Consider the following 24,615-nt stretch of genomic DNA (forward strand, 5'->3'; position numbering starts at 1 on the left):
CCGAGAGGACCCCACCATGCTCGACGTCAACTGGTTCCTGCCGACCTACGGAGACTCCCGCGGGATCGTCGGTGGCGGCCACGGGCAACCGGCCCGGACCGCCTCGAAGGATCGCCCGGCCACCCTCAGCTACTTGTCCCGGATCGCCACCGCCGCCGACGACCTGGGCTTCGAGGGCCTGCTCGTGCCGACCGGAGCCTGGTGCGAGGACGCCTGGGTGACGGCCGCCATGCTCGCGGCCATCACCGAGCGGATCAAGTTCCTGATCGCGCTGAGGCCCGGGGCGATCAGCCCGACCCTCGCCGCCCAGATGGCTTCCACCTTCCAGTGGCAGTCCCGCGGCCGGCTGCTGCTCAACGTGGTCACCGGCGGCGAATCACACGAACAGCGGGCGTACGGGGATCACGAGGACAAGGCGAGCCGGTACGCCCGCTGTGACGAGTTCCTGCGGGTCGTCAACGCGCTGTGGCAGTCCGAGAAGCCGGTCAGCTTCCGGGGCGCGTACTTCGACATCGAGGACGCCACCCTGCAACGACTGCCCGACCCGCGGCCACCGCTCTATTTCGGCGGATCCTCCGGACCGGCGGGGCCGGTCTTCGCCGACAACTGCGACGTCTACCTGACCTGGGGCGAACCGCCGGCCGCGGTCCGGCGCAAGGTCGAGTGGATCCGCGGTCTGGCGGAGGAACGCGGTCGCACCGTCGAGTTCGGCATCCGGCTGCACGTGATCACCCGGGACACCTCCGCGGCGGCCTGGGCCGAGGCCCAGCGGCTGCTCGACGGTGTCTCCCCCGAGCAGATCGCCCGGGTGCAGGCAGGGCTCCGACGCTCTGAGTCCGAGGGACAGCAACGGATGCTGGAACTCAACCGGGGCACCAAGGACGGACTCGAGGTCTCCCCCAACCTGTGGGCAGGCGTCGGACTCGTCCGCGGCGGCGCCGGCACGGCGCTCGTCGGGTCGCACACCGAGGTCGCGGACCGGCTCGAGGAGTACGCCGAGCTGGGCCTGACGAAGTTCGTGCTGAGCGGTTACCCGCATCTCGAGGAAGCCTATTGGTTCGGCGAGGGTGTCCTGCCGATCCTCGAGGAGCGTGGCCTGTGGAAGCACCCCGGACGGCCCGGCGCCGCACCGGTCAGCCATGTTCCGTTCGCCGCGGCGATCTGAGCCGGGACATGACGACAACCGGCATCCCGGCGAGGACCGGACAGCACGCGCCGACCGTTCCCGTCCTCGATGCGGACAGCGCACGGATGATCGCCCGGGGGCTCGCGGCCACGTACACGGACAGGGCAGCGCACCGTGATCTCCACCGGGAGCTCCCGGCACCGGAGATCGAGTCCCTGAGCGCCAGCGGCCTCCTGGCGCTGGGAGTCCCGACCGCCTTCGGCGGCGCCGGCGCCGGCGCCGCGACCGTGGCCGAGGTGCTCCGCATCCTGGCCACCGCCGATCCGAACATCGCCCAGATCCCCCACTCCCACTTCGTGTATCTCAACCTGGTGCGACTCGCCGCGCCACCAGACCTGCAGGAGGAGATCTTCTCCGCCGTGTTGCAGGGAGCACGGCTCGGCAACGCCCAGTCCGAGCTCGGTGGTCCGACCGCTCTCTCGGTCACCACCCGGCTCAGCCCGGACGCCGCCGGCGGCTACCGGCTGACCGGCCGCAAGGGCTACGCCACCGGCGCGTTGTTCGCGACCTGGATCCCGGTTCTCGCAGGCCTGGCCGGCACCGATGACCAGGTGGTCGCCTTCGTGCCTCGCGACGCCCCGGGCGTGACCGTGATCGACGACTGGGACGGCATCGGCCAGCGCACCACCGCCAGCGGCCAGGTTCACCTCGATGACGTCGCGGTGCCCGCCCACCGGGTGATCAGCCGCCGGGCGGCGGTGTCCGGACCGTACGGCTACGGGGCGTACGCCCAGTTGTTGCACGGTGCCATCGACGCCGGGATCGCGGAGGGGGCACTTGCCGAGGCCGCGGCGTTCGTCCGGACGACGGCGCGCCCGCATCACGAGGCCGCGGTGGGACGCGCGGTCGATGACCCCTCACCATCCAGCGCGTGGGCGAGCTCGAGGTGCGACTCCGTGCCGCCGCGGCCCAGCTGCGAGTGGCCGCCGAGCAGTCGACGCCGTGCAGACGACCCCGGACGAGGACCTGGCCACGGAGGCGACCCTGGCGGTCGCGGCCCTCAAGATCCTCGCCACCGAGGCGGCCCTGGCTGCGGCCGAGGGCGGCTTCGAGATCTCCGGCACCCGCGCCGCAGGACGTACGTACGACTACGACCGGCACTGGCGCAATGCCCGCACCCACACGCTGCACGACCCGGTGCGCTGGAAGTACCAGCACCTCGGCCGATACCGCCTTACCGGCGAACGACCGCCACGTACCGGGACGCTGTGATCGCGTCCGCCCGCCGCAGCCGGCCATCGGTCCCGCCGCACGGCACCCCCCGCCCAAAAGCACCTGCCCGACCGACACCCGATCCACAGAGACCTGATCCAGGAAGACCGAGGCCCCGATGACCGACCGACCCGCCCGGACCCCCGGGCGCGAGATCCTCTTCAACGCGTTCGACATGAACTGCGTCGCCCACCAGTCCCCCGGCCTGTGGCGTCATCCCGACGACCGGGCCCGTACGTACACCACGCTCGGCTACTGGACCGACCTGGCCCGCACCCTCGAGCGTGGCCTGTTCGACGGCCTGTTCCTCGCCGATGTCCTCGGCACGTACGACGTCTACGGGGCGAGCAACGAGGGGCCCCTGCGAACCGGCGCCCAGGTCCCCGTCAACGATCCGATCCTGCTGGTTTCGGCCATGGCCGCGGTCACCGAGCACCTCGGCTTCGGGGTGACAGCGGGCACGGCGTACGAGCACCCGTACCCGTTCGCCCGGCGGCTGGCGACCCTCGACCATCTCACCGAGGGCCGGGTGGGTTGGAACGTCGTCACCGGCTACCTCCCATCCGCGGCGCAGAACCTGGGTCACCGCGACCAGATGTCCCACGACGAGCGCTATGACCACGCCGACGAGTACCTCGAGGTGGTGTACAAGCTGCTCGAGGGCTCCTGGGAGGACGACGCGGTGCTCGACGACAGCGTGAAGGGGTTCGTCGACCCGGCGAAGGTCCACGCCATCAACCACCACGGCCGCTGGTTCGACGTGCCCGGTATCGCGATCACCGAACCGAGCCCTCAGCGGATGCCAGTGGTCTACCAGGCAGGCACCTCGCCACGGGGAGTGACGTTCGCCGGCGAGAACGCGGAGGCGGTGTTCATCAGCTCGCCCACCGTCGACATCATGCGTGACAGCGTCCGGAAGGTCCGGGCCGCTGCCGTTGCTGCCGGACGGGACCCGCAGGCCATCCGGGTATTCGCCATGAACACGATCATCACCGCCGCCACCGACGAGGAGGCGTGGGCGAAGTTCGAGGAGTATCGCCACTATGCCGATCCGGAGGGTGCACTGGTGCTGCTGTCCGGATGGACCGGGGTCGACCTGTCACGGTTCGGCCTGGACGAGCCGGTCGGCACTGTGGAATCCAACGCCATCCGGTCGGCGGTGGAGACCATCCTCGGCGCCCGGCGAGAGGACGGCCGTCCATGGACGGTCCGGGACTTCAGCGAGTACATCGGTGTGGGCGGATTCGGGCCGATCCTCGTCGGCTCGGGGCCACGGTGGCCCACAAGCTGGCTGCGCTGCAGGACGAGACCGACGTCGACGGCTTCAACCTGGCGTACGCCATCACGCCCGGCACGTTCGAGGACATCGTCGAGTTCGTGGTGCCGCAGCTGCAGGATCTCGGGCGCTACAAGACGGCCTACACCCCCGGAACGCTGCGCCACAAGCTGTTCGGACGCGGCGACCGGCTCCCGACGGACCATCGCGGCAGCCGGTTCCGGATCGGCGGCGACCTGTCCACCGCCTCGGACCACCTGGAGTCGATCACCTCCCAGCTCGCCGGGGTCGCCCGGCCCTGACCCTGTCCCGGTCCGCTCCCGACCAGCGGGTCCGCCCCGCTGAGGCTCCCACCCTCTTCCCACCCCTGGAGAAACCCCATGACCACCGCACAGCTCCGCCGCCTCACCGGCCCCACCGCTCGCCCCGCGCTGCTGGCCGCCGCACAGCGCCTGATCCCGGTGTTCGACGAGCTCGCCGCCGGCGCCGTCGCCCGGGAGGCCGACCACGTGATCGACCACGACGCGATCGACCGGCTCCGCGCCGCCGGCTACACCACCCTGCGGATCCCGACGGAGTTCGGCGGCGCCGGACTCGGACTGGCCGAGTTCTACCCCTTCGTCATCGAGCTCGGCGCCGCCGATCCCAACCTGGTGCAGGCCCTCCGGGCGCATCTGCTGTGCGTCGAACAGCTGCTGGCCGCTCCGCAGGGCGAACGACGCGCCCGGTGGTTGCAGCGCATCGGTGCCGGAGCGGTGGTCGGCAACGCCGTCACCGAGGTTGACAACCGGGTCGGCCAGGTCACCACCCGGGTGTCCCGCGACGGCGACGCTTTCCGGCTGGACGGAACGAAGTACTACAGCACCGGAAGTCTCTACGCCGACTGGATCCAGGTCCATGCCGAGGACGAGGAGGGCCGCAGCGTGTGGGCTTTCGTCCCGTCGGACGCCCCCGGCGTCACGATGACGGACGATTGGGACGGCTTCGGCCAGCAACTGACGGCATCTGGCACGACAGTCTTCACCGGCGTCCCGGTGGCCGCCGACGAGGTCGTGTCGAGCCCCTACAGCACAGCGGCGAGCCACGCCCAGGCGCTGGCCCAGTCCGTCCACCTGGCCAACCTCGCCGGGATCGCCCAGTCGATCGTCCGCGACGCCACAGCGTACGTGGCCGGCCGGACCCGTTCCTACAGCCACGCCAACACCCCATTGCCGCGCCACGATCCCCAGGTGCAACAGGTCATCGGTGAGCTGTCGGCCACCGCGTACGCCGCGCGGGCGATCTTCCTGACGTTCGTCGACGAGCTGGCCGAGGTCCAGCACCGGGTGGCCGCGGGCGTCGCGACCGACGACGACTACACAGCGATCGACATCAGCGCCTACCAGGCCCAGCTCGCCATCGCGCCGAGTGTGCTGCGCGCCGCCACCCAGCTGTTCGAGGTCGGCGGCGCCTCCCAGACCAGCAGGGCGCGCGGACTCGACCGGCACTGGCGCAACGCACGGGTCCTGGCCCAGCACAACCCGCTCATCTTTCGTGCCCGGCTCGCCGGATCGCATCTGCTCAACGGCGGCCATCGCGCCGTCCAGTACACGGTCGGGACCGCTCCCGCTGCGGTTGGCGCTCCCGCCGCGACCAGCAGCACGGCCGGTGCCGCCGCGGACAGCGGATTCCCCGTCGGCAGCTGACCAGCAGTCCGGCGCACCCAAAGCACCCGTCACTCAAAGCCCCCGTCACGCAAAGCCCCCACCAAAGCCCGCGCTCCACCCGAAAGTGAGACCCCGATGACCGAGATCCTGCAGACCCCGCCCACCACCGACCAACTGCGGGCGCACTTCGCGCCGGTACTGGCGCGCATCCACGCCGGCGCCGTCGACCGGGAACGGGACCGGATCCTGCCGTTCGACGAGATCCGCGAGCTGGCCGCCGCCGGTTTCGGCCGACTGAGGATCCCGACCGACCGGGGCGGCTTCGGGGCCTCCTTCGAGCAGCTCATCGAGGTGCTGATCGACGTCGCGACCGCCGACAGCAACATCGCCCAGGCACTGCGTGGCCACCTCGGCTTCGTCGAGGACGTGCTGGTCTCGCCGGATGCGGACTTCCGGGCGTTCTGGATCCAGGAGATCGCGGCCGGAGCCCTGGTCGGCAACGCTGAGACGGAGAAGGCCGGCAATTACGGCAACCCTGCCACCCGGGTGGTCGAGACCGACGGCCGATTCCTGCTGAATGGCACGAAGTACTACACCACCGGGACCCTCTACTCCGACTGGACGCGGGTCACCGCGGAGCTGGTCGGCGCGGACGGCGACGCCACCCTGATCCATCTCGCGGCCAGAACGGACGACCCTGGTGTCACCACCGTCGACGACTGGGACGGGTTCGGGCAGCGGCTCACCGCCTCGGGCACCACGACCTTCCTCGACGTGCCGGTCGACCCCCGGTTCTTCGTGCCGCTCGGCAGCCAGCAGACCCTCATCTGGCCGATCTACCAGCTCGACCTGCTGGCGAGCCTGGTCGGCATCGCCGAAGCGGCGACGGCCGAGATCATCGCCTTCCTCCGGCAGAAGGGCCGCAACGCCTGGAACCCGACCGTCGCCCCCACCCAGGACCCGGCCGCCCTGTATGCCGTGGGCTCCGTCCGGGGCCGCACCGGGCTGGTGCGCGCCGCCGTCGTCGACGCCGCCCGTCGGCTCGGCGCGGCCCTCGACCAGCACCAGGCCGGGCACCTGGACGAATCCGACTTCGACGACGTCGACGCGTACGTCGCGCAGTTGTGGCCGGTCGTCATCGAAGACGTCCTGCGGATCACCTCCGAGATCTTCGAGGTCGGCGGGGCTTCGGCGACGGCCAGCGGACGGCAGCTGGACCGGTTGTGGCGCAACGCACGCACGATCGCGTCGAACAACCCCAGCTTCCACCAGACCCTGGCCGTGGGCGACCACGCGCTGAACGGCGTCCCGGTGAGCACCTTCATCCACAACGCGCTGGCCCCGATCCAGCCCGCCGCGACGGTCGCGGCGCCCAGCGCCTGACCTCACCGGTGGCCGCACCGCAGTGGGCGGCCACCGGCCCACCCTCGCACGGACGCGCCCGCTCCGTGCGGCCCGCCCGGACTTGCCGACAGGACCTCCCGATGGCCGACCAGCCTCTCGCCTTCAACGCCTTCCTGATGAACACCCCCAGCCACATCCACCACGGACAGTGGCGTCACCCCGACGCGCACCAGGTCGAGTTCAACAGCCTGCGGTTCTGGGTCGACCTGGCCCGTACGCTCGAGGAGGGGCTCTTCGACGCAATGTTCTTCGCCGACGTCACCGGCCTCTACGGACCCCCGGACGGCCGGTTCGCGGACAACGTGACCGAGGGTCTGCAGATCCCATCCAACGACCCGGCAGTGCTCCTCAGCGCGCTGGCGCTGGCCACCGAGCACATCGGCCTGGCCTACACCTCGAACATCATGCAGAACCCGCCGTTCAACTTCGCCCGGCAGATCTCCACCCTCGACCACCTCACCGGCGGACGGGTGGCCTGGAACATCGTCACCTCCACCCAGGAGAACGCGGCGCGCAACTTCGACCTTGCCGGCCTGTTGGACCACGACGCGCGCTATGACTGGGCCGACGAGTACCTCGATGTGCTCTACAAGCTCTGGGAGGGCTCCTGGGACGAGGACGCGGTCGTGCTGGATCGGGCGGGCAATCGGTACGCCGACCCGGCAAAGGTGCACAAGATCCACCACCGCAGTGCGCGATACAGCGTCGAGGGGCCGCATCTGGTCGCACCGTCGCCGCAGCGCACCCCACTGCTCTTCCAGGCGGGCGGATCGGCTCGGGGCATCGCGTTCGCGGCTCGCCATGCCGAGGCCGTCTTCATCACCACTCCGGATCCGGACGTCGCCCGGGAGCACATCGCCACCACGCGCCGCCTTGCCACGGAGCTGGGCCGACGGCCCGATGACCTGCGGTTCTTCCAGGGCCTGACCTTCGTCGTGGGCGAGGACCAGTCCGAGGTCGAGGCCAAGCTGGCCGACTACGAGGCGTACGCGTCGATCCTCGGCTACCAACTGCACACCGCCCTCGGGACACTGCCGGACGGCTCGCACCTACCCGACGACACTCCACTGCGGGCCATCGCCAACAACGGCGGGCGCGGGCACGTGGACTGGGTGAGCGCGACCGTCGATGGTCGCGAACCCACCCTGGGCGACCTGGTGAACAGCCGGGTGCGCCGCGGACTGGTCGCCGGCACGCCCGAGCAGATCGCCGACGTCCTCGCCGACTACCGCGACGCCGGAGTGGACGGCATCAACGTCATCAACTGGCGGCTCCCCGGCACGTACGAGGAGTTCACCCGTCTACTACTGCCCACGCTCCAGCGTCGTGGCCTGGCCAAGCTGGCGTACGCGCCCGGCACCCTGCGCCACAGGATCTTCGGGACCGACCGGCTCCCCGATCGCCATCCGGCCGCCCGCTACCGCGGCGCGTACGCCGGCAACTGACCAAACCCCACCCCTACCGGGAAACACCCGGGAAGAACAGGAAGAGGAACAATGCCCCAGCCCATCGCCCTGCTGAAGGCCGCCGTCGTCGCTGTGTCCCTGGCGCTGCTCACCGCCTGCAGCGCCGGGAACGCCACCGAACCCAAGTCCGCGGGCCTGCCCACCGACCTGAAGACCGTCAGGATCGGCGTCTCCGATGGAGCGGAGCCCTACTGGCAGGTCTACGCCCACACCGTGAAAGAGCAGACCGGCGTCACCGTCGAGTTCCAGAACTTCTCCGACTACAACCAGCCCAATCCGGCGCTGGACCAGAAGCAGCTCGACCTCAACGAGTTCCAGCACCTGCAGTACTTGGCCACGTACAACGTGAAGAACGGCAAATCGCTCCAGCCGATCGGCTCGACCGCCATCTACCCCTTGCCGCTGTACTCGAAGAAACACCACAGTCTCGCCGAGATCCCCAGCGGGGGGCAGATCGCCGTGCCCAACGACCCGACCAACCTGTCCCGCTCCCTCGTCGTCCTGGAGCAGGCGGGCCTGATCACGGTCAGGGGCGGCGCCAACTCGACCTCCACGCCGGCAGAGATCGACCGATCGGCCTCCCGGGTGACGGTCGTCCCGGTCGACGCGAAGGTCACCGCCCAGAACCTCGACTCGCTGGACGGAGCCATCGTGAACAACAACTACGCCACGGCGGCCAAACTCTCCCAGGACCTCATCCTCGCGAAGGACGACCCGACCGCCCAGGCCTCCGCGGCGTACCTCAACGCCTTCGTGGCGCGACCGGAGGACAAGGACAACCCGACCCTGCTGAAGATCGCGGCGATCTACCACGATCCGACGGTCCAGGAAGCCGTCCGTAAGGATCTGGGGTCCGGAACCTTCCTCAAGCAGGACCCCGCTGCCCTCCAGGCCAGCCTGGCGACGATCCAACAGCGCATCGCCTCCAAGCAGTGACGCGCACTCCTCCGATCTCCCGACTCCTCTGCCCCGGAAGGACCCCTGTGACGGCCATCGTCAGCCTTCGTCACGTCTCCAGGACGTTCACGCCCCGACGGCGCTCCTCGACCGCCCCGGCGGTCACTGCTGTCGACGACGTCAGCCTCGACGTCGAGGCCGGTAGCGTGACCGGGATCATCGGGCACTCCGGGGCCGGGAAGTCGACGCTTGTCCGGCTGATCAACGCCCTCGAACTGCCCGACAGCGGTGCGGTGGAGGTCGGCGGGCGCGAGGTGACGTCGCTGAGCGAGCGGGAGTTGCGGCGACTGCGCTCCTCCATCGGGATGATCTTCCAGCAGTTCAACCTGTTTGGATCGCGAACGGTCGAGCAGAACGTCGAGTACCCGCTGCGGATCGCCGGCTGGGACAGGGCCGAGCGGTCCCGTCGGGTCGCCGAACTACTCGCGTACGTCGGCATGTCCGGGGCAGCGCACCGGTTCCCCGGACAGCTGTCGGGCGGCCAGAAGCAACGGGTCGGGATCGCCCGGGCACTCGCCACCAGGCCATCCCTCCTGCTGGCCGACGAGGCCACCAGCGCCTTGGACCCGAACACCACCGCAGAGGTCCTCGAGCTGCTGCAGCGGGTGAATCGCGACACGGGCACCACGATCGTCGTGATCACCCACGAGATGAACGTCGTACGCTCGATCTGCGACACGGTCGCGGTGATGGAACACGGCCGCCTGCTCGACCACGGCCCGGTCTACGACGTCTTCGCCCACCCACGGTTCCCGGAGACCCGACGCTTCATCGAGTCCACGATCCAGGACGCGCCGACCGCGGCCACGATCGACCGGCTCCGGGCCCATCATCCCGGCACGTTCGTGACGGTTTCCATCGTCGACTCCGCTGCCGCGTCCGCCGGTCCGTCCGCGCAGCAGCAGGTGCTCGAGACGCTGGCCCGCCACCGGAGCGTGAGCAGCGGCGTCGTCTTCGGCGCGGTCGTCGAGATCGCCGAGCGCCCGTACGGGTCACTCACCTATGCGCTCGACGGGTCACCCGACGCGGTCCGAGCACTGGTCGACGACCTGGCGGCGAGCACCAGTGTGACGGTCTGGCCGGCCGTGACGCCGGACGGCGACGCGGCGCCACCACAACCGGGCGGACCCGCCCTCGTCACCACGCCTGACCGCCTCGAGGTGAAGGGCGGCCGACGATGATCGACTGGACCATTATGGGACCACTCCTGGGGCAGTCCGTGGTCCAGACCCTGCAGATGGTGTCCCTGACGATGCTGGTGGGGGCGGTGGCCGGGACCCTCATCGGGATCCTGCTCTACGCGACCAGACCCGGCAACCTGCTGGAGCATCGGGTGCTGTTCGCCGCCGTCAACCTGCTGGTCAATGTCGTGCGGCCGATCCCGTTCGTCATCTTCATCTCCTTGGTGCAACCGTTGTCACTCGCACTGACGGGTCGCTCGGTGGGAACGCAGGCGGCGATCCTCCCGATGACCCTGATGGCCTCGGTCGTGGTCGGCCGCATTGTCGAACAGAACCTCGTCGGGATCGACGCCGGGCTGGTCGAGGCCGCCCGGGCGATGGGCGTCTCCCGGACCAGGGTGCTGCTCGACGTGGTGGTCAGGGAGTCCATCGGACCCCTGGTCCTCGGCTACACCTTCGTCTTCATCGGCGTGGTCGACATGTCCGCGGTCGCCGGCTACATCGGTGGCGGCGGCCTCGGGGACCTGGCGATCACGTACGGCTACCAGCAGTTCAACTACGCCGTCACCCTGCTCGCGGTGGTGGTGATCATCGTGATCGTTCAACTCGCCCAGGTGATCGGCAACCGACTGGCTCACCGGGTGATGCACCACTGAGCCCTCTTGCCGGCTCAGCCGAGCAGCAGCGGCTGGGCCGGCTCAGGCGGGTACGCAGATGGCCACGCACTCCACGTGATGCGTGTTCGGGAACAGGTCGAAGGCCCGCAAAGAGGACAGCTCGTACCCCTGGCGGCGCAACCGCCCCAGGTCACGACCCAGTGCCGCCGGATCACACGCGACGTAGGCGATCGCCCGCGGATTGCGGTCTGCCACCGCATCGACGACGTCCTTGCCCGCCCCGGTCCGCGGTGGGTCGAGCACCACGAGGTCGGTCGACCTGGGCATCCGCCGCAGGAGGCGGTCGACCCGGCCGGCGGTGAAGCGCGCCTCCGGCACGTTCTCCCCCGCCAACTCGATGGCGCGCCGGTCCACCTCCACGCCCCACATCTGCACCCCGGCGGCACTCAGCGCGCCGGCGAAGAGGCCGACTCCACAGTAGAGATCGAATCCCCGCTCGCCGGCCTGCGGAGCGAGCCCCTCCATCACGGCCCCGACCAGGGTGTCGGCGGCGTGGGGATGCACCTGCCAGAACCCGTCGGCATCGACCCGCCAGTCCCGCTCGACAGCATGTTCGACGAGGTCCTGGGGCCCCTGCGTGACGACTCCGTCGATCATCACGGTGGACGTCCCGCTCCAGTCCGTCACGACGCGCAGGGCGTGCTCATCGGTGTCAGGCAGTGCCGCTGCCAACGCGTGCGGGTCAGGCTGTGCCGGGACGGCCAGGGGGCAGCCCTCGGAGGGGACGTCGATCAGGTCGTTGCTCCGATGTACTCGCATCGCGGAGCGTCCCGAGTGTGCAACGTACGCCATCCGCGTCCGCCACCCGAACATCCCGCCAGGCAACTCCTCCACCACGACGTCGAGATCGAGGCCCGCCAGGTGCGAGAGCTGCTCGCGGACCACGCTGGCCTTCAACTCGCGCTGCGTGGAGGGATCGGCGTGCTGGAAGTCGCATCCGCCACACATCCCCGGTCCGGCGACCGGGCAACGAGGGGTGATCCGCGCGGGGTCGGCCCGCAGCACCTCCACGGCATCACCGCGCCAGAAGCGATCGTGTGACGTGTCGGTCAGGCGGACGCGCACCGTCTCGCCGGGCAACGCGTGGCGGACGAACACCACACGGCCCTCCAGGCGACCCACGCAGTGGCCGCCGTGGGCCACGGCACCGACGTCGACGGGGCCGACGACCGTTCCCGGTGCGGCGGTGACCAGCGCATCCTCGGCCATGGCTCAGCCCTGGATCGCGGTGGACTGGCCGCTGGGATCCGGTGGCAGCGTACGACGCTGTCCCTCAGCGTTCGACTGCGCCTGCGCTTGCGCTTCGGCCTCCGCCTCGGCCTGGGTCGCGGCGCGGATCTGCTCCTCGAGCTCGGGCGGAAGGGTCAGCGGGATGATGCTGCCCGGAGGCATCGGCAGGTCACCGCGGCGGACGACGGTGTCCCGCAGGACCTCGCGCAGCTCTGCCGTGACCGCCTCGTCGGCATAGTCGATCGCGGCCCGGCCGTACACGACCGCGCGCAGCGCCCAGCGCGGCCCCTCGATCATCAACATCCGGGTCGGCTGCAGCCCTTGCTGGCCGTCCGGGGTGACGACAGGCATCATCCGGCGCACCTCGACGCCGAACGGGCCCTCGGCCAGTTCGGCGGTCCCACCCTCGTGCCGGGCGACGTCCATGACCTCGCTGCGCACGTCGGCCCACAGCCCGCCGCTGCGGGGAGCGGCGTAGACGCTCAGCTCCATCGCCGATTCGCCGTGCATCAGCAGGACGGCGGTGGCCCGGGCGGACGTCTGTTCCACCTGGAAGCGGACCTCCATGCCGTCGATCGGTGTGATGACGAGCGCTCCGAGGTCCATCCGGCCGACCGGGTCACCGTCGAGGTCGACCTCGTCGATGTCGAAGGGGCCGTCCGTGCGCCAGTCGCGGGCGTCGACAGCGGCCCAGGCGTCCGCCGCTTCGGCGTCGCCGCGCCAGTCGACCTGCTGGTCGGCCTCTGCGCCGGCGGCGTCGGTGTCCGGGATGTCCGGGCGCTCATCCTCGGGCTCGGCCTCGTCGTGCCCGCCCTTGCGCCTGCGTCCGAAGATCATGCGTTCTCCTGTCCTGCGGACGACCGGGTGCCGGTCGAACCGTGTCCCTCGGTGCCCCGTTCCGAGACCGGCAATGCGGTGACCTCGGTGAAGACGGCCCGCAGCACCGGCTGGATCACCAGCTGGGCGATGCGATCACCGCGATGGATCCGGATACTGCGGTGCCGGTCGGTGTTGATCAGGCACACCTTGACCTCACCACGATAACCGGCGTCAACAGTACCGGGCGCGTTGACGATGCTCAGCCCCTCGCGCGCCGCCAGCCCCGAGCGGGGATGGACGAAGGCCGCGGTTCCGGCCGGGATGGCCAGTGCGATACCGGTGCCGACGAGTCGACGCTCCCCCGGTGGCAACTCGACGTCCTCGGCAGCGTGCAGGTCGGCACCCGCGTCCAGCGCCCGAGCGTACGAGGGCGTCGGCAACTCCGGGTCGAGGCGGACGATCTGCACCGCCACCTCCTGCTCCCCGGCGCCGATCCCCGCACCGAGCCCGAGCCCGCTCACCGTCCGGCCGCCCGGCGGATCGCGTCGGCGAGCTCTTCGGGGTGGCGCGAACTGACCAGCCAATAAGGGTGCGGGTCGGCCGGATCGGCGAGGGTCACCTCGACGACGCGCCGGATGTAGGGCCGGGTGACGAGGAAGGCCCGAGGATCGGCCCCCGTCCCCAACCGGTCCCGCGACTCGTCGACCGACAAGGCTCGGGCATCGGCCACGTAGGGCCATCCGAGCTGATGGCGGCCGACGTGCAGGCCGGCAGGCTCGACGCGCACCCGAGCACTCCCCGCGGCGGCAGCTCCGGCGGCCAGCGCCACCAGGCCGAGAGTGACGGCGCCGGCGATCTGCGGCGGCTGGTAGACGAAGTAGACGACGGCGACGGAGAGGATGAGTCCGGCGATCACCACGATCCACCACCACGACAGCATCAGTCGTTCGCGATATGCCACGGACCTACCTAACCATCTCCTTGCCCGGGCGAGGCACGACCGCCCTAGGATGGACCCAACGCCCGATCGCACCGAAGGGACTCGAATGGCCATCGCCGAGACACTCGTCTACAAGGCCTACACAGCACTCGCCACCACGGTCGCCACGGTGGTGGCGCACAAGGCCCTGACGGCGGGCTGGCAGTACGTCACCGGCGAGGAGCCGCCGGAACCGACCGATCCCGATGCCAACCTCACCTCCGCGGTGTTGTGGGCCCTGGCGAGCGCCGCGGGAGTGGCCGTCGCCCAGGTCGTCGCGCACCGCGTCGGTACCCGCTACCTCTTCACGCGGGGGCAGAAGTTCAAGCCGCATCGCATCGGCGTGAAGGTCTGATCTCATCCACGTACGCCCAGGGGCCCAGGTGTCATCACCTGGGCCCCTGGGGCACGTCACCGCTCGTCGCGTCGGCTGACGCTCAGCTGCTGACACAGTCCGTGCAGTAGATCAGGTCGCCGTCGATCTTGGCGATCTGGCTCCGCTTGCGCACGAGGAAGCAGCTGGCGCAGGTGAACTCGTCCTGCTGCTTCGGCAGGACCTTGACGGTCAGCTCCTCGTGGGAAAGGTCGGCGCCGGGGAGCTCGAACGACTCAGCGGCAGCGACCTCGTCCTCGTCCACGACGCCCGACTGCTGGTCGTTGCGCCGGTTCTTGAGGGCCTCGAGCGAGTCCTCGCTCACTTCCTCCTCGGACTTGCGAGGAGCGTCGTAATCAGTGGCCATGCCTGCCTTCCCCATCACAGCCCCGCGGTCTGCGGGCCATCTCGGTGGATCAATACAGGGGCATTCATACCATGCCTGTCAAGTCCCGGATCGTCGGCGCTCCGCGGAAGCCGGGCGGCCCGGCCGTACGGGACGGGGGCAGCAGCCCTCCGGGCAGGGCCGGGGATCGGCGGCGGTGCTGACGAGCCGGTCCACCAGGCCGCTCACGAAGGCCGGATGGACGCCGGCGGTCGCAGCCCGGGCCATCTCCAGGCCCAGGCGCTCCGCCGTGGCGGCCGCCTCGACGTCGAGGTCGTACACCACTTCCATGTGGTCGCTCATGAAGCCGATCGGCGCGACGACGACCGCCCCGACCCCACGTTCCGCCAAGGCCTGCAGCGCGTCGTTGACGTCGGGTTCCAGCCACGGCACCGCCGCCGGTCCGGACCGGGAGCAGTAGGCCAGCCCACTGTCGGGACGCGTACCCGTCTCCTCGGCAAGGGCGCCGAGGATGCGGTCCGCCACAGCCTCCAACGAGGCGACGTACGCTCCGCCGGGGTTCCCTTCCCGCTCGGCCGAGCCGACAGGGCCTGAGGTCCGCGCCATCGAGAGGGGGATCGAGTGGGCGACGAACAGGATGTACGGATCCTGTCGCCCCCGGGCGGCCAGCGCGTCACGCGCGTCGCGCACCGCCTCGAGGTTGGCCGTCACGAAGCCCTGGTCCTCCCCGAACGGGAGGACCTTGTCCACCCGCAGCCCCGGCGGGCAGTGCAGGGCGATGTCCTCGAGGTACTGCCGGCAGCCGGAGTACGAGGGATGGGCGCTGGTGGCGAGGGCGAGCACCCGGCGCGCACCGCTGTCCGCGAGGTCGGTGAGGACGTCGGCCACGTACGGCGCCCAGTTCCGGTTGCCCCAGACCAGCGGGATGTCGAGGCCCCGGGCGTCCAGTTCAGAGCGGAGGGCCGCCAGCAGAGCGCGGTTCTGGTCGTTGATCGGGCTACGGCCTCCGAAGAGCCGGTAGTGGCGGCCGACCTCCTCGAGCCGCGCGTCGGGGATGTCCTTGCCGCGGGTGACGTTGCGGAGGAACGGTACGACGTCCTCCTGTCGTTCCGGGCCCCCGAAGGAGAGGAGCAGGACGGCGTCGTACGTGGACAGGGCAGAGGTCACTCCGCGAGTCTAGGTTGAGGGTTTCAACTGGGGAGCGTCGGTCCACCGGGGTATCTTGGCCCGCATGGACAGCTCTTTGACACTGCGCGAGATCCAGGACCGGTTGCGGTCCGGGTCGAGTGTCGAGGAGGTCGCCCTGGAGGCGGGCGTGGAGCCCGCCGAGCTCGCGGGCTACGCCGTCCCGATCGTCGCCGAGCGGGAGCACATCGCCGATCTCGCCCGCGCCGCCAACGTCCGGCGCGCCGGCGAGTCTCCGGCCCATCGCGGCCTCGAGGCTGTCGTCACAGAGCGGCTCCGTGCGCTGGACCTCGATCCACGAGAGGTGGAGTGGTCGGCGGTACGCGTGGAACGCCGCCACTGGCAGGTGATCGCGGTGCTGACCGAGGACGAGGAGTCGCACCGGGCCGTCTTCAATTTCGACCTGGACGGGCGCTACTCGGTCGCGGCGAACGAGGCGGCACGCTGGATGCTGGGTGAGTCCCCGTTGCCCCCGCTGGATCTGGACACCGAACCCACCGTCGAGTTGACCGAGGAGGAGCGGCGGGCGCGGATGGCCCTTGCCGACGACTTCGACGAGGACTGGGACGACGACGGCCCCACCGAGATGGACGCGCTCAACGAGATGATGAGCGAGTACGAGGACACCCTCTCCGGGTACGAAGACACCCTCAGCATCCTGCGCGGCTTCGGTGGGGACCGCGAGGCGTATGCGGGCCCGCGGCTGGTCCCCGACCCCGCGGACGACGAGGCTGCCTCCGACGAGGACCGCTACGGCCCCTCGGAACGGTCAGAGGACGACAGTGACCCCGGCGCCGCCGCTCGCCGGCCGTCGAATCGGGCGGCTTCGCGAGCCGCCGCCCAGCGCCGTCCCCGCCCCGACTCCGATCAGCCGCCCCTGGTCGAGAGCGATGTCCCGGTGCCCCGTAAGCGGACACCACGCAAGCGCGCGCATGTACCCAGCTGGGACGAGATCGTCTTCGGCAGTGGCTCCGACGGCCAGGATTCCTGACGGCTCAGAGCACCGTCCGGATCAGTCCTCCCCCACCGCCACCGGCCGCGCGGGGTCGCTGATCCAGTCGCTCCAGGACCCGCCGTAGACCGCCACGCCCTCGCCGAGCCCGGCATGACGCAGCGCCAGCAGCGTCCGCATCGCCGTCAGCCCGGAGCCACAGGACAGGACGTCCCCCGGCTCGATGTCGGCGAACCGGCGGCGCAGCTGCTGAGCGGGCAGGAACAGGCCGTCGGCGCCGAACTCGTCCGCGCCGGGACGGTTCTCGGCCCCCGGGATGTGGCCGGCGACGGGGTCGATCGTCTCGTTCTCGCCGCGGAAGCGATCGGCGCCCCGCACGTCGAGCAGCCGGTGGCCCGCGCGCAGCGCGTCCATGGCCCCGTCGGCGTCGACAATGGGCAACCGTCCACCGGCACCGGTGAGGTCACCCGGCGGGACCGTGACCTCCCCGGTGGCGAGGGGCAGCCCGGCGGCCGACCACGCCGCAATGCCGCCGTCCAGCACCCGCACGTCGGGGTGGCCGAGATCCTCCAGCAGCCACCACACCCGGGCCGCCCCGAGCTGGCTCCCGCCGTCGTACACGACGACCGGACGGTCGACGCGGACCCCGGCGGCACGGAGCACGCGCAGGACCGAGTCGTGGTCGGCCAGCGGGTGGCGGCCACCCTCCCCTCGTGGGCCACGGGGCCCGGACAGTGCGTGCTCGACGTCGACGTGGGCGGCCCCCGGCAGGTGGCCGGCCAGGTACTCCGCATGGGCGTCGGGGCCGACGAGGTTGAACCGGGCGTCGACCAGCACCGGTGGGGCGTCGGCCGTCAGCAGGGTCGCAACCTCAGCGGCGCGGACCAAGGGGTCACGGGTCATGGCTGGTTCCTCCCGTCGGTGGGTGCCGGCTCCTCCGGTCCCCCGAGTTCCTCTTGTCCGGGGCCGCCCAGCGGCAGCGGCTCGGCGGGCGAGCCGAGCGCGACGACCTTGCGGGTGGTGCCGCTGCGGTGGTGCTTGCGACAGAGCACTTCGTACGCCAGGACGCCCTGACCTGCTCCGGCACCATCCTCGGTGCGGCCGCCCACGTCGCCGACCACCTTCTGGTCACCCTCGGTGACGATCCATCCGTCGACCGTCCGGGTGTTGGTGGTGGCTTTCGCGCCGCACCAGCACAGCGGGGTGACCTGCAGCGTCTCCAGGCGGTCGGCCAGCTCGACCAGTCGGCGCGAGCCCGGGAAGATCTCGGTCCGGAAGTCGGTCAGCAAGCCGAACGCGTACACGTCGAGCTCGAGGTCGTCGACGATCCGGGCCAGCTGGTCCACGTGCGCGGGCCGGTAGAACTGCGCCTCGTCGCAGATGAGGTACTCCAGTCGTTCGCCGTGGGTCAGCAGCCCGATGACGTGGTGCCAGAAGTCGAAGTCATCGCTCACCTCGACGGCGCGCCGGGTCAGCCCGAGGCGCGAGGTGACGACCGCCGGCCCCGAGCGGTCCTCACAGGTGAAGACCGCCCCCCGGCGCCCGCCGGTGGTCAGGGTGTGATCCAACTGCAGCGCGAGGGTCGACTTGCCGGATTCCATCACTCCAGTGAAGAAGACCAGCTCGGCCATTCAGTCCACCACCAGAGGCACGTACATCTCCCCGGCGGTGAGGGAACCGTGCATGCCCACGAGACTGAGCTCGCCGGGCAGCCGCCGGGTCATCACCGCCCAGTCCTCGAGCATCGCCACCACGACGTCGCCGTAACGGGGCAGCACCTCGGGATCGACGTCGCCGAACCAGCCCTCGGCGACCGCATCCTCGCGGAGGCGGACCAGGGCGTGGTCTCCGACCTCCTGGCGCCAACGCTCTGCCACCGCCCGAGCCCTTCCCGGCACGGTGTAGACCTGCCGGAAGCGACCCTCGCCGGCGACCATCTCGACGTCGCCCTGCAGCGCGGGGACGTCCTCGACGATGACGCGGTGCTCCTCGGGGATGTCGATCATGCCGTGGTCGCCGGTGACGACGATGCGTACGTCGGCGGGTAGCTCGTCGCGGAAACGCTCGATCAACGCGTCGATCCGGCGCAGTTGGTGGCGCCACTCGCCGGAATCGACGCCGGCGGTATGGCCAGTGTGGTCGAGCTCACGTTCGTACGCGTACACCACACCACGGGGACCGGCGGTGGCGGCGCGGACCACCGCCTCCACCCGCTGGTCCTCGTCCCGCTCCTGATGGATGGGGAAGAATCGGGGGCCGGCGAGGGCGACCTGGGTCAGCCCGGAGCCCTCGAACCGCGCCGGAGCCACCATGCCGACCGCGAGACCGGCGTCGGCGAGGGCCTGCAGGCGGGTCGGGTGGGGTTGCAGGGAGACGGGATCGTCCTCCCCGTCCCAGGAGAGCATGTTGAGGAAGGCGCCGGTACGCGGATGCCGGGCGGAGTAACCGACGATTCCGTGCCGCCCGGGGACCAGGCCGGTGCCGAGGCTGGTCAGGCTGGTGACGGTGGTCGAGGGCAGACCGCTGGTGAAGCCGTCGAACGGCGCATGATCACCCTCCCCGCGCAGCAACGACGCCAGGTACGGGGCGTGGTCGGCGTGGTCGGCGAGCTGGAGCGCGCCGAGTCCGTCGACCAGCACCAGCACCCAGCGGTCCGCCTCGGGCAGCCCGAGGACGTCCGGTCCGGCCTGGCCCAGCCGGGCGCCGATCGCCGGCAGCAGGTCACACAGGGACCCGCGCCCGTACTGCGGCAACGTCACCTGACCGGACGCGGGGTACATGGGTCCCGCGACAGACCTCATGAGACGTTCGACGACTGCTGCAGCGCCAGCCCGAACCGGAGGAGTTGGGCCACTCCCTCGGCGCCGTCCGCGTCGCTGCTCATCCGCATCACCAGGTCGTCACCGACGAGTTGGCCCGTCAGTCCGTGGTCCGCGTCGCAGTCGGGGTTGTCACAGGTGGCCGGCTCGAGGTCGATCCGCGAGGCGAAGCCCCACGCCACCGTGAGCAGCGCCTCCTGGACGCCCGCCTGACCGGGACGGTAGGTGCTCGGCTCGTTGACGATGCGGCTCAGACTGACCGAGGAGATCCGGCTCAACCCGACGACCTCGCTCGTCGACGCGGCCTGGGCCCCGCGCCCGGACTGGCGTCGGCGTCGTCGGTGTGGTTGATGATCAGCCGGGTGGGTGTGAGCACCGCCACGGTCACGTGACGGTGGATGCCGTCGGGGGTGATCGTGGGTTCGTGCTGGACGACGTAGGAGACCATCTCCTCCGTGCCCAGCGAGATCATCACGCTGTCATGGACGAGGGCCGGAAAGTAACCGCACGCCTCGATAGCGGCCCTGAGTTCGTCCGCGCCCGTCAGCTGTTCCGATCCAGTCACCCGGCCATCTTCGCACATCGGGTGGAACCACCGGATCCCCGAAAGTGATCGGCCACCCCGTCGGGCGGCCCGCGGATGACGTGGTGCCCGGTCGTGTGTGTAGTGTCGGGGCCATGTCGCGATCGTTCTTCGCTGCCCGCGTCGAGGAGGCGTTGAATCGTGCGGTGGGCCGATTCCTGCGCCGCCGCGGCTGGAAGGAACGCGTCGTCGCCTACACCGGCTACGGCGATCCGACCTTCGTGCGGGTGATGGCGCGACTGATCCTCGTCCCCGAGCGCTCCGCGTCCGGGGCCTTCGGCCGCGAACTGCTCAAGCGCCGCGGCTGGCGCAACTTCCTCGCCCTCCCGGTCGTCCGGGGCACCATCGTGGTGCACACCTCGCGAGGCCCGATCGAGGTCCGCACCGATCGCTCCGGCTACATCGACGTGCGTCTGGAGAACGGGTCGCTGGAGCCTGGCTGGCGGAAGGTGGAACTGTCCACGACCGACGGCCGCCGTACCAGCGCAGACATCCAGGTCATCGATCCCCGCACCGACTTCGGGATCATCTCCGACATCGACGACACGATCATCTCCACGATGCTGCCCCGCCTGATGCTGGCAGCCTGGAACTCCTTGGTGGTGCACGAATCGGCCCGCCAGGCCGTCCCGGGGATGGCCCGGCTCTACCGCGACCTGCTGGCGGAGCACCCGGGGGCTCCGCTGGTCTTCGTCTCCACCGGGTCATGGAACACCCAACCGACGCTCAACCGCTTCCTGCACTCCCGGCGCTTCCCACTGGGCGCGATGCTGCTCACCGACTGGGGCCCGACCTCCACCGGATGGTTCCGCTCCGGACGCGAACACAAGGAGCGCGAGGTACGCCAACTCGCCGAGGACTTCCCGAACATCCGCTGGGTGCTGGTCGGTGACGACGGGCAGCACGACCCCGCCATCTATGGCCGCTTCACCCTCGAGTACCCCGATCACGTCCGGGTCGTGGCCATCCGCCAGTTGACCCCCGCGGAGCAGGTGCTGGCGCACGGTACGCTCGACGCTCTGGAGAGCGAGCAGATGGATCGTTCACACTCCGTACCGTGGGTGGCCGGCCAGGACGGCTGGGAGATCCACGTAAAGCTGGACGCGGCGCTCTCCGGGGAGGACCCGGGAGGGCACCGGGTCGACACGCCGTAGCCCCGGTCCCTCGGGACCGACCCGCAGCAGCGACAATTCCCCTTGTCGACGCGGGTCCCTGACCCGCCGGGGCAGAAGGGAAGGGACGCGATGGCCCGCAGGAGCACCACGGTCGACGAGGAGGAGTTCGAGGAACACGTCATCGACGTCGATGTCTCCGACGAGATGCAGTCGTCGTTCCTCGAGTACGCCTACTCGGTCATCTACGCCCGGGCCCTTCCCGACGCCCGTGACGGCCTCAAGCCGGTCCAGCGGCGCATCCTCTACTCGATGAACGAGATGGGCCTGCGGCCCGACCGTGCCCACGTCAAGTGCGCCCGCGTCGTCGGGGAGGTGATGGGCAAGTACCACCCGCACGGTGACAGCGCCATCTATGACGCCCTGGTCCGGCTTGGCCAGCCATGGGCCATGCGCCTGCCGATGGTGGACTCGCACGGCAACTTCGGCTCCCTGGACGCCGGCCCCGCGGCGATGCGCTACACGGAGTGCCGGATGGCCCCCGCTGCGCTGACCATGACCGACGGTCTGGACCTCGACACGGTCGATTTCCGCCCCAACTACGACGGCCACGAGACCGAGCCGGCGGTCCTGCCCGCATCCTTCCCCAACCTGTTGGTCAATGGCTCCACCGGGATCGCCGTGGGCATGGCGACCAACATCCCACCGCACAACCTGATCGAGGTCGTCCACGCCCTGCGTCACCTCCTCGCCCATCCCGAGGCGGACCTGGACGCCGTGATGCGGTTCATCCCGGGACCGGACTTCGCCTCCGGCGGCACCATCGTCGGCCTCGAAGGCATCCGCGACGCGTACGAAACGGGCCGTGGCACCTTCCGGATCCGGGCCAAGGCCCGGATCGAGCAGATCAGCGCACGTCGCCAGGGCATCGTGGTGACCGAACTGCCACCGATGATCGGGCCCGAGAAGATCATCGAGCAGATCAAGGTGCTGGTGCAGTCCAAGAAGCTGCAAGGGGTCTCCGACGTCAAGGACCTCTCGGATCTGCAGCACCCGACCCGGCTCGTCATCGAGGTGAAGAACGGATTCCATCCCGAGGCGCTGCTCGAACAGCTGTACCGGCGGACCAAGCTGGAGGACTCCTTCGGCATCAACACGGTGGCGCTGGTCGACGGCCAGCCCCGCACCCTCAGCCTCATCGAGGCGCTGCAGGTCTACCTGGAGCACCGGCTCGAGGTCACCCTGCGCCGGTCCCTGTACCAGCGGGCCCGCGCCGAGGAGCGCCTGCACCTGGTCGAGGGCCTGCTGATCGCCATCCTCGACATCGACGACGTGATCGCGATCGTTCGACGGTCCGAGGACGCCGGCGAGGCGAAGGCGGCCCTGATCGAGGCCTTCGACCTCAGTGACGTCCAGGCGACGTACATCCTCGACATGCAGTTGCGCCGGCTGACCCGGTACTCACGGCTGGAGCTCGAGGGCGAGCGCGACGAACTGACCACACGGATCGCGGCGTTGACCGAGATCATCGAGTCGGACGAGAAGCTCCGCGGCCTCGTCGGCGACGAACTGGCCGCCGTCGCCACGGCCCACGGCGACGCGCGCCGCACGGTGCTGCTGTCCTCCGCCGGCGTCTCCACGGCGGCCGCCGCCCCGATCGAGGTGGCCGACGAGCCGTGCTGGGTGATCGCCTCGGCGACCGGGCTGCTCGCCCGCACCTCCGACGCCTCCCCCTTGCCGGGCGCCGGACCCCGCACCGGTCACGACGTCCTCGCGGCGGTCGTCCGGACGACCGCCCGGTCCCAGATCGGCGTCGTCACCTCGACGGGGCTGGTGCACAAGCTGTCCGCCTTGGATCTCCCGGTGCTGCCGCGGACCGCGTCGGCGCCTCATCTGCAGGGTGGCTCCCAGCTCTCTGAACTGCTGCCCCTGGAGCCCGGTGAGGAGCTCCGTGCCCTCGTCCCGCTCGACCCGGACTCCCCCGGCCTGGCGATCGGCACCCGTCAGGGTGTTGTCAAGGTGGTCCGACCCGAGATCCTCGGGCGCTCGGAGTGGGAGGTGATCCGGCTGGACGCCGGCGACGAGGTCGCGGGTGCGGTGTGGCTCGGGGGGCTGCCCGGCGCCGAGCTGTGCTTCATCACCTCAGACGCGCAGTTGCTGCACTTCCCGCTCGACGCCGTGCGTCCGCAGGGACGCACCGGCGGCGGAGTGGCGGGGATCAAGCTGACCCCCGGGGCTCGCGTGGTCTTCTTCGGCGCCGTGCCATCGACTGGTTCGGTCGTCGTCACCGTCGCCTCGACGGCCGGCGCGCTGCCGGGTGGCGGGACCGGCAGCGTGAAGGTGGCCCCGTTCGAGGAGTTCCCCGGCAAGGGCCGGGCCACGCAGGGCGTCCGGTGCCACCGCTTCCTGAAGGGCGAGGACGAACTGCAGCTGGCGTGGGCCGGACCTACCCCCGCCATCGCCTGCGCCGGGTCCGGTGCTCCCATCGACCTGCCACCGGCCGACGGGAGGCGGGACGGATCGGGACACCCGGTCCCCCAGCCGATCCTCGCCATCGGGAGCCGGACCTTCGCCGTGCCGTCCTCGGGTGAGACACACCACATCGCCGGACCGGCGGAGTAACGTCGGCGCCATGCCTCACGATGACTTCGCCGATCTGCTCGCCAGCAACGCGCACTACGCCGACTCGTTCACCGACAGTGGGTTCGACGGGATCGCCAAGGCGGGTGTCCTGATGGTCACCTGCATGGACTCCCGCATCAAGCCGCTGGAGATGATCGGGCTGCGTCTGGGCGATGCCAAGATCCTGCGCACGCCCGGTGGCCGCGTCACCCCCGACGCTCTCATCGGCTGCATCCTCGGCGTGCACCTGCTCAATGTCAACCGGATCATGGTCGTCCCCCACAGCCGCTGCGCGGTGGGCTCTGGCGACGACAAGTTCCTGGCCGACAAGGTCCGCAACGCGACCGGTGCGGACATCTCGGGCATGGTGCTCGGCAGCACCCCGGACCAGGAGGCAGGGCTGCGCTTCGACGTCGAGCTGCTCCGTTCGCACCCCCTGATGGCGGGCCGCGAGGTCTTGGTCGGCGGCTTCTACTACGACGTCGATTCCGGCCGCCTCGAGCAGCGCCTCTGACCACCGCCTGCCCCGCCCGGTCCTGACCGGGCGGGGCGGGTCGCCAACGAAGGGCCGTCGCGGTCCTCCTCCGGGA

General features: G+C 70.4%; 23 protein-coding genes and 2 pseudogenes. 15 read left to right on the top strand and 10 right to left on the bottom strand.

Annotation, left to right across the window (positions count from 1 at the left end; translation table 11 throughout):
- The first annotated feature begins 16 nt into the window (after positions 1 to 16).
- The 10 genes and pseudogenes from Rai3103_RS15255 (at position 17) to Rai3103_RS15295 (ending at position 10,984) form a co-directional block, all read left to right on the top strand.
- The gene (locus Rai3103_RS15255) at positions 17 to 1,165 is read left to right on the top strand and encodes an LLM class flavin-dependent oxidoreductase (protein WP_153573290.1); all 1,149 of its coding nucleotides are present in this window, start codon (positions 17 to 19) and stop codon (positions 1,163 to 1,165) included.
- Between the two features lie 86 nt (positions 1,166 to 1,251).
- Positions 1,252 to 1,833 (top strand): annotated as a pseudogene (locus tag Rai3103_RS19140) (acyl-CoA dehydrogenase family protein); the annotation flags it as partial.
- Positions 1,834 to 2,128: 295 nt separating this feature from the next.
- Entirely contained in the window at positions 2,129 to 2,398 is a 270-nt protein-coding gene (locus Rai3103_RS18030; protein WP_228488976.1) for an acyl-CoA dehydrogenase family protein, read from the top strand.
- A 118-nt stretch (positions 2,399 to 2,516) separates the two neighbouring features.
- Positions 2,517 to 4,019, top strand: a complete 1,503-nt coding sequence (locus Rai3103_RS15265; protein WP_228488977.1) for an NtaA/DmoA family FMN-dependent monooxygenase — start codon at positions 2,517 to 2,519, stop codon at positions 4,017 to 4,019.
- A 35-nt stretch (positions 4,020 to 4,054) separates the two neighbouring features.
- Positions 4,055 to 5,359: an acyl-CoA dehydrogenase family protein gene (locus tag Rai3103_RS15270; RefSeq protein WP_153573291.1), complete on the top strand. Its 1,305-nt coding sequence runs from the start codon at positions 4,055 to 4,057 to the stop codon at positions 5,357 to 5,359.
- 96 nt (positions 5,360 to 5,455) lie between these two features.
- Positions 5,456 to 6,703 (top strand): acyl-CoA dehydrogenase family protein, encoded by a 1,248-nt coding sequence (locus Rai3103_RS15275; protein ID WP_153573292.1) that lies wholly within the window; start codon positions 5,456 to 5,458, stop codon positions 6,701 to 6,703.
- A 101-nt stretch (positions 6,704 to 6,804) separates the two neighbouring features.
- Positions 6,805 to 8,169 (top strand): NtaA/DmoA family FMN-dependent monooxygenase, encoded by a 1,365-nt coding sequence (locus Rai3103_RS15280; protein ID WP_153573293.1) that lies wholly within the window; start codon positions 6,805 to 6,807, stop codon positions 8,167 to 8,169.
- 51 nt (positions 8,170 to 8,220) lie between these two features.
- Positions 8,221 to 9,126, top strand: a complete 906-nt coding sequence (locus tag Rai3103_RS15285; RefSeq protein ID WP_153573294.1) for a MetQ/NlpA family ABC transporter substrate-binding protein — start codon at positions 8,221 to 8,223, stop codon at positions 9,124 to 9,126.
- Between the two features lie 47 nt (positions 9,127 to 9,173).
- Positions 9,174 to 10,328, top strand: a complete 1,155-nt coding sequence (locus Rai3103_RS15290) for a methionine ABC transporter ATP-binding protein (RefSeq protein WP_153573295.1) — start codon at positions 9,174 to 9,176, stop codon at positions 10,326 to 10,328.
- Positions 10,329 to 10,342: 14 nt separating this feature from the next.
- A complete protein-coding gene (locus Rai3103_RS15295; protein WP_241864241.1) occupies positions 10,343 to 10,984 on the top strand; it encodes a methionine ABC transporter permease in 642 nt (213 codons plus the stop codon).
- Positions 10,985 to 11,026: 42 nt separating this feature from the next.
- Here the strand turns inward: Rai3103_RS15295 and Rai3103_RS15300 are convergent, their stop codons facing one another.
- From Rai3103_RS15300 to Rai3103_RS15315, 4 genes are read right to left on the bottom strand one after another with little or no spacing between them, the layout of a single operon-like run.
- Positions 11,027 to 12,214, bottom strand: coding sequence for a class I SAM-dependent RNA methyltransferase (locus Rai3103_RS15300; protein ID WP_153573297.1), 1,188 nt, complete (start codon positions 12,212 to 12,214; stop codon positions 11,027 to 11,029).
- Between the two features lie 3 nt (positions 12,215 to 12,217).
- A complete protein-coding gene (locus Rai3103_RS15305) occupies positions 12,218 to 13,072 on the bottom strand; it encodes a DUF3710 domain-containing protein (protein ID WP_153573298.1) in 855 nt (284 codons plus the stop codon).
- Positions 13,069 to 13,575, bottom strand: a complete 507-nt coding sequence (dut, locus tag Rai3103_RS15310) for a dUTP diphosphatase (RefSeq protein WP_153573299.1) — start codon at positions 13,573 to 13,575, stop codon at positions 13,069 to 13,071. The genes Rai3103_RS15305 and dut overlap by 4 nt, the downstream gene beginning before the upstream one ends.
- Positions 13,572 to 14,015 carry a DUF3093 domain-containing protein gene (locus tag Rai3103_RS15315; RefSeq protein ID WP_228488978.1) on the bottom strand — a complete coding sequence of 148 codons (444 nt, stop codon included), beginning with the start codon at positions 14,013 to 14,015 and terminating at the stop codon, positions 13,572 to 13,574. The genes dut and Rai3103_RS15315 overlap by 4 nt, the downstream gene beginning before the upstream one ends.
- 85 nt (positions 14,016 to 14,100) lie before the next feature.
- Here Rai3103_RS15315 and Rai3103_RS15320 point away from each other — a divergent pair, with 85 nt between their 5' ends.
- Positions 14,101 to 14,388, top strand: coding sequence for a DUF4235 domain-containing protein (locus Rai3103_RS15320; RefSeq protein WP_194793172.1), 288 nt, complete (start codon positions 14,101 to 14,103; stop codon positions 14,386 to 14,388).
- 82 nt (positions 14,389 to 14,470) lie between these two features.
- On the opposite strand, the gene Rai3103_RS15325 is transcribed toward Rai3103_RS15320, so the two are convergent.
- Positions 14,471 to 14,773 carry a DUF4193 domain-containing protein gene (locus tag Rai3103_RS15325; RefSeq protein ID WP_153573302.1) on the bottom strand — a complete coding sequence of 101 codons (303 nt, stop codon included), beginning with the start codon at positions 14,771 to 14,773 and terminating at the stop codon, positions 14,471 to 14,473.
- Positions 14,774 to 14,851: 78 nt separating this feature from the next.
- Positions 14,852 to 15,919 carry a ferrochelatase gene (locus Rai3103_RS15330; RefSeq protein WP_153573303.1) on the bottom strand — a complete coding sequence of 356 codons (1,068 nt, stop codon included), beginning with the start codon at positions 15,917 to 15,919 and terminating at the stop codon, positions 14,852 to 14,854.
- Positions 15,920 to 15,983: 64 nt separating this feature from the next.
- Between Rai3103_RS15330 and sepH the strand changes: the two genes are divergently transcribed.
- Positions 15,984 to 16,928 (top strand): septation protein SepH, encoded by a 945-nt coding sequence (sepH, locus tag Rai3103_RS15335; RefSeq protein ID WP_153573304.1) that lies wholly within the window; start codon positions 15,984 to 15,986, stop codon positions 16,926 to 16,928.
- Positions 16,929 to 16,949: 21 nt separating this feature from the next.
- Here sepH and Rai3103_RS15340 read toward each other — a convergent pair whose 3' ends face one another.
- From Rai3103_RS15340 to Rai3103_RS19145, 4 genes and pseudogenes are all read right to left on the bottom strand, one after another.
- Positions 16,950 to 17,792, bottom strand: coding sequence for a sulfurtransferase (locus tag Rai3103_RS15340; RefSeq protein WP_153573305.1), 843 nt, complete (start codon positions 17,790 to 17,792; stop codon positions 16,950 to 16,952).
- Positions 17,789 to 18,520: a thymidine kinase gene (locus tag Rai3103_RS15345; RefSeq protein WP_153573306.1), complete on the bottom strand. Its 732-nt coding sequence runs from the start codon at positions 18,518 to 18,520 to the stop codon at positions 17,789 to 17,791. The genes Rai3103_RS15340 and Rai3103_RS15345 overlap by 4 nt, the downstream gene beginning before the upstream one ends.
- Positions 18,521 to 19,669 carry an alkaline phosphatase family protein gene (locus Rai3103_RS15350; RefSeq protein WP_194793173.1) on the bottom strand — a complete coding sequence of 383 codons (1,149 nt, stop codon included), beginning with the start codon at positions 19,667 to 19,669 and terminating at the stop codon, positions 18,521 to 18,523.
- Positions 19,670 to 19,686: 17 nt separating this feature from the next.
- Positions 19,687 to 20,291 (bottom strand): annotated as a pseudogene (locus Rai3103_RS19145) (DUF5998 family protein).
- Between the two features lie 95 nt (positions 20,292 to 20,386).
- On the opposite strand from Rai3103_RS19145, the gene Rai3103_RS15360 reads away from it, so the two are divergent.
- From Rai3103_RS15360 to Rai3103_RS15370, 3 genes are all read left to right on the top strand, one after another.
- Positions 20,387 to 21,445 carry an App1 family protein gene (locus Rai3103_RS15360; protein ID WP_153573308.1) on the top strand — a complete coding sequence of 353 codons (1,059 nt, stop codon included), beginning with the start codon at positions 20,387 to 20,389 and terminating at the stop codon, positions 21,443 to 21,445.
- Positions 21,446 to 21,535: 90 nt separating this feature from the next.
- Positions 21,536 to 24,025, top strand: a complete 2,490-nt coding sequence (locus Rai3103_RS15365) for a DNA gyrase/topoisomerase IV subunit A (RefSeq protein ID WP_153573309.1) — start codon at positions 21,536 to 21,538, stop codon at positions 24,023 to 24,025.
- 10 nt (positions 24,026 to 24,035) lie between these two features.
- A complete protein-coding gene (locus tag Rai3103_RS15370) occupies positions 24,036 to 24,539 on the top strand; it encodes a beta-class carbonic anhydrase (protein ID WP_153573310.1) in 504 nt (167 codons plus the stop codon).
- Positions 24,540 to 24,615 lie beyond the last annotated feature (76 nt).

The organism is Raineyella fluvialis (assembly GCF_009646095.1).
Classification (GTDB): Bacteria; Actinomycetota; Actinomycetes; order Propionibacteriales; family Propionibacteriaceae; genus Raineyella; species Raineyella fluvialis.

Bases quoted from the DNA above. Each gene is read 5' to 3' on its own strand.
- Rai3103_RS15325 (WP_153573302.1), bottom strand. From the start codon at position 14,773: ATGGCCACTGATTACGACGCTCCTCGCAAGTCCGAGGAGGAAGTGAGC.
- Rai3103_RS15305 (WP_153573298.1), bottom strand. From the start codon at position 13,072: ATGATCTTCGGACGCAGGCGCAAGGGCGGGCACGACGAGGCCGAGCCC.
- Rai3103_RS15370 (WP_153573310.1), top strand. From the start codon at position 24,036: ATGCCTCACGATGACTTCGCCGATCTGCTCGCCAGCAACGCGCACTAC.
- Rai3103_RS15350 (WP_194793173.1), bottom strand. From the start codon at position 19,669: ATGTACCCCGCGTCCGGTCAGGTGACGTTGCCGCAGTACGGGCGCGGG.
- sepH (WP_153573304.1), top strand. From the start codon at position 15,984: ATGGACAGCTCTTTGACACTGCGCGAGATCCAGGACCGGTTGCGGTCC.
- Rai3103_RS15340 (WP_153573305.1), bottom strand. From the start codon at position 17,792: ATGACCCGTGACCCCTTGGTCCGCGCCGCTGAGGTTGCGACCCTGCTG.
- Rai3103_RS15360 (WP_153573308.1), top strand. From the start codon at position 20,387: ATGTCGCGATCGTTCTTCGCTGCCCGCGTCGAGGAGGCGTTGAATCGT.
- Rai3103_RS15280 (WP_153573293.1), top strand. From the start codon at position 6,805: ATGGCCGACCAGCCTCTCGCCTTCAACGCCTTCCTGATGAACACCCCC.
- Rai3103_RS15275 (WP_153573292.1), top strand. From the start codon at position 5,456: ATGACCGAGATCCTGCAGACCCCGCCCACCACCGACCAACTGCGGGCG.
- Rai3103_RS15270 (WP_153573291.1), top strand. From the start codon at position 4,055: ATGACCACCGCACAGCTCCGCCGCCTCACCGGCCCCACCGCTCGCCCC.
- Rai3103_RS15320 (WP_194793172.1), top strand. From the start codon at position 14,101: ATGGCCATCGCCGAGACACTCGTCTACAAGGCCTACACAGCACTCGCC.
- Rai3103_RS15365 (WP_153573309.1), top strand. From the start codon at position 21,536: ATGGCCCGCAGGAGCACCACGGTCGACGAGGAGGAGTTCGAGGAACAC.
- Rai3103_RS15285 (WP_153573294.1), top strand. From the start codon at position 8,221: ATGCCCCAGCCCATCGCCCTGCTGAAGGCCGCCGTCGTCGCTGTGTCC.
- Rai3103_RS15265 (WP_228488977.1), top strand. From the start codon at position 2,517: ATGACCGACCGACCCGCCCGGACCCCCGGGCGCGAGATCCTCTTCAAC.
- Rai3103_RS15300 (WP_153573297.1), bottom strand. From the start codon at position 12,214: ATGGCCGAGGATGCGCTGGTCACCGCCGCACCGGGAACGGTCGTCGGC.
- Rai3103_RS15295 (WP_241864241.1), top strand. From the start codon at position 10,343: ATGGGACCACTCCTGGGGCAGTCCGTGGTCCAGACCCTGCAGATGGTG.
- Rai3103_RS15345 (WP_153573306.1), bottom strand. From the start codon at position 18,520: ATGGCCGAGCTGGTCTTCTTCACTGGAGTGATGGAATCCGGCAAGTCG.
- Rai3103_RS15255 (WP_153573290.1), top strand. From the start codon at position 17: ATGCTCGACGTCAACTGGTTCCTGCCGACCTACGGAGACTCCCGCGGG.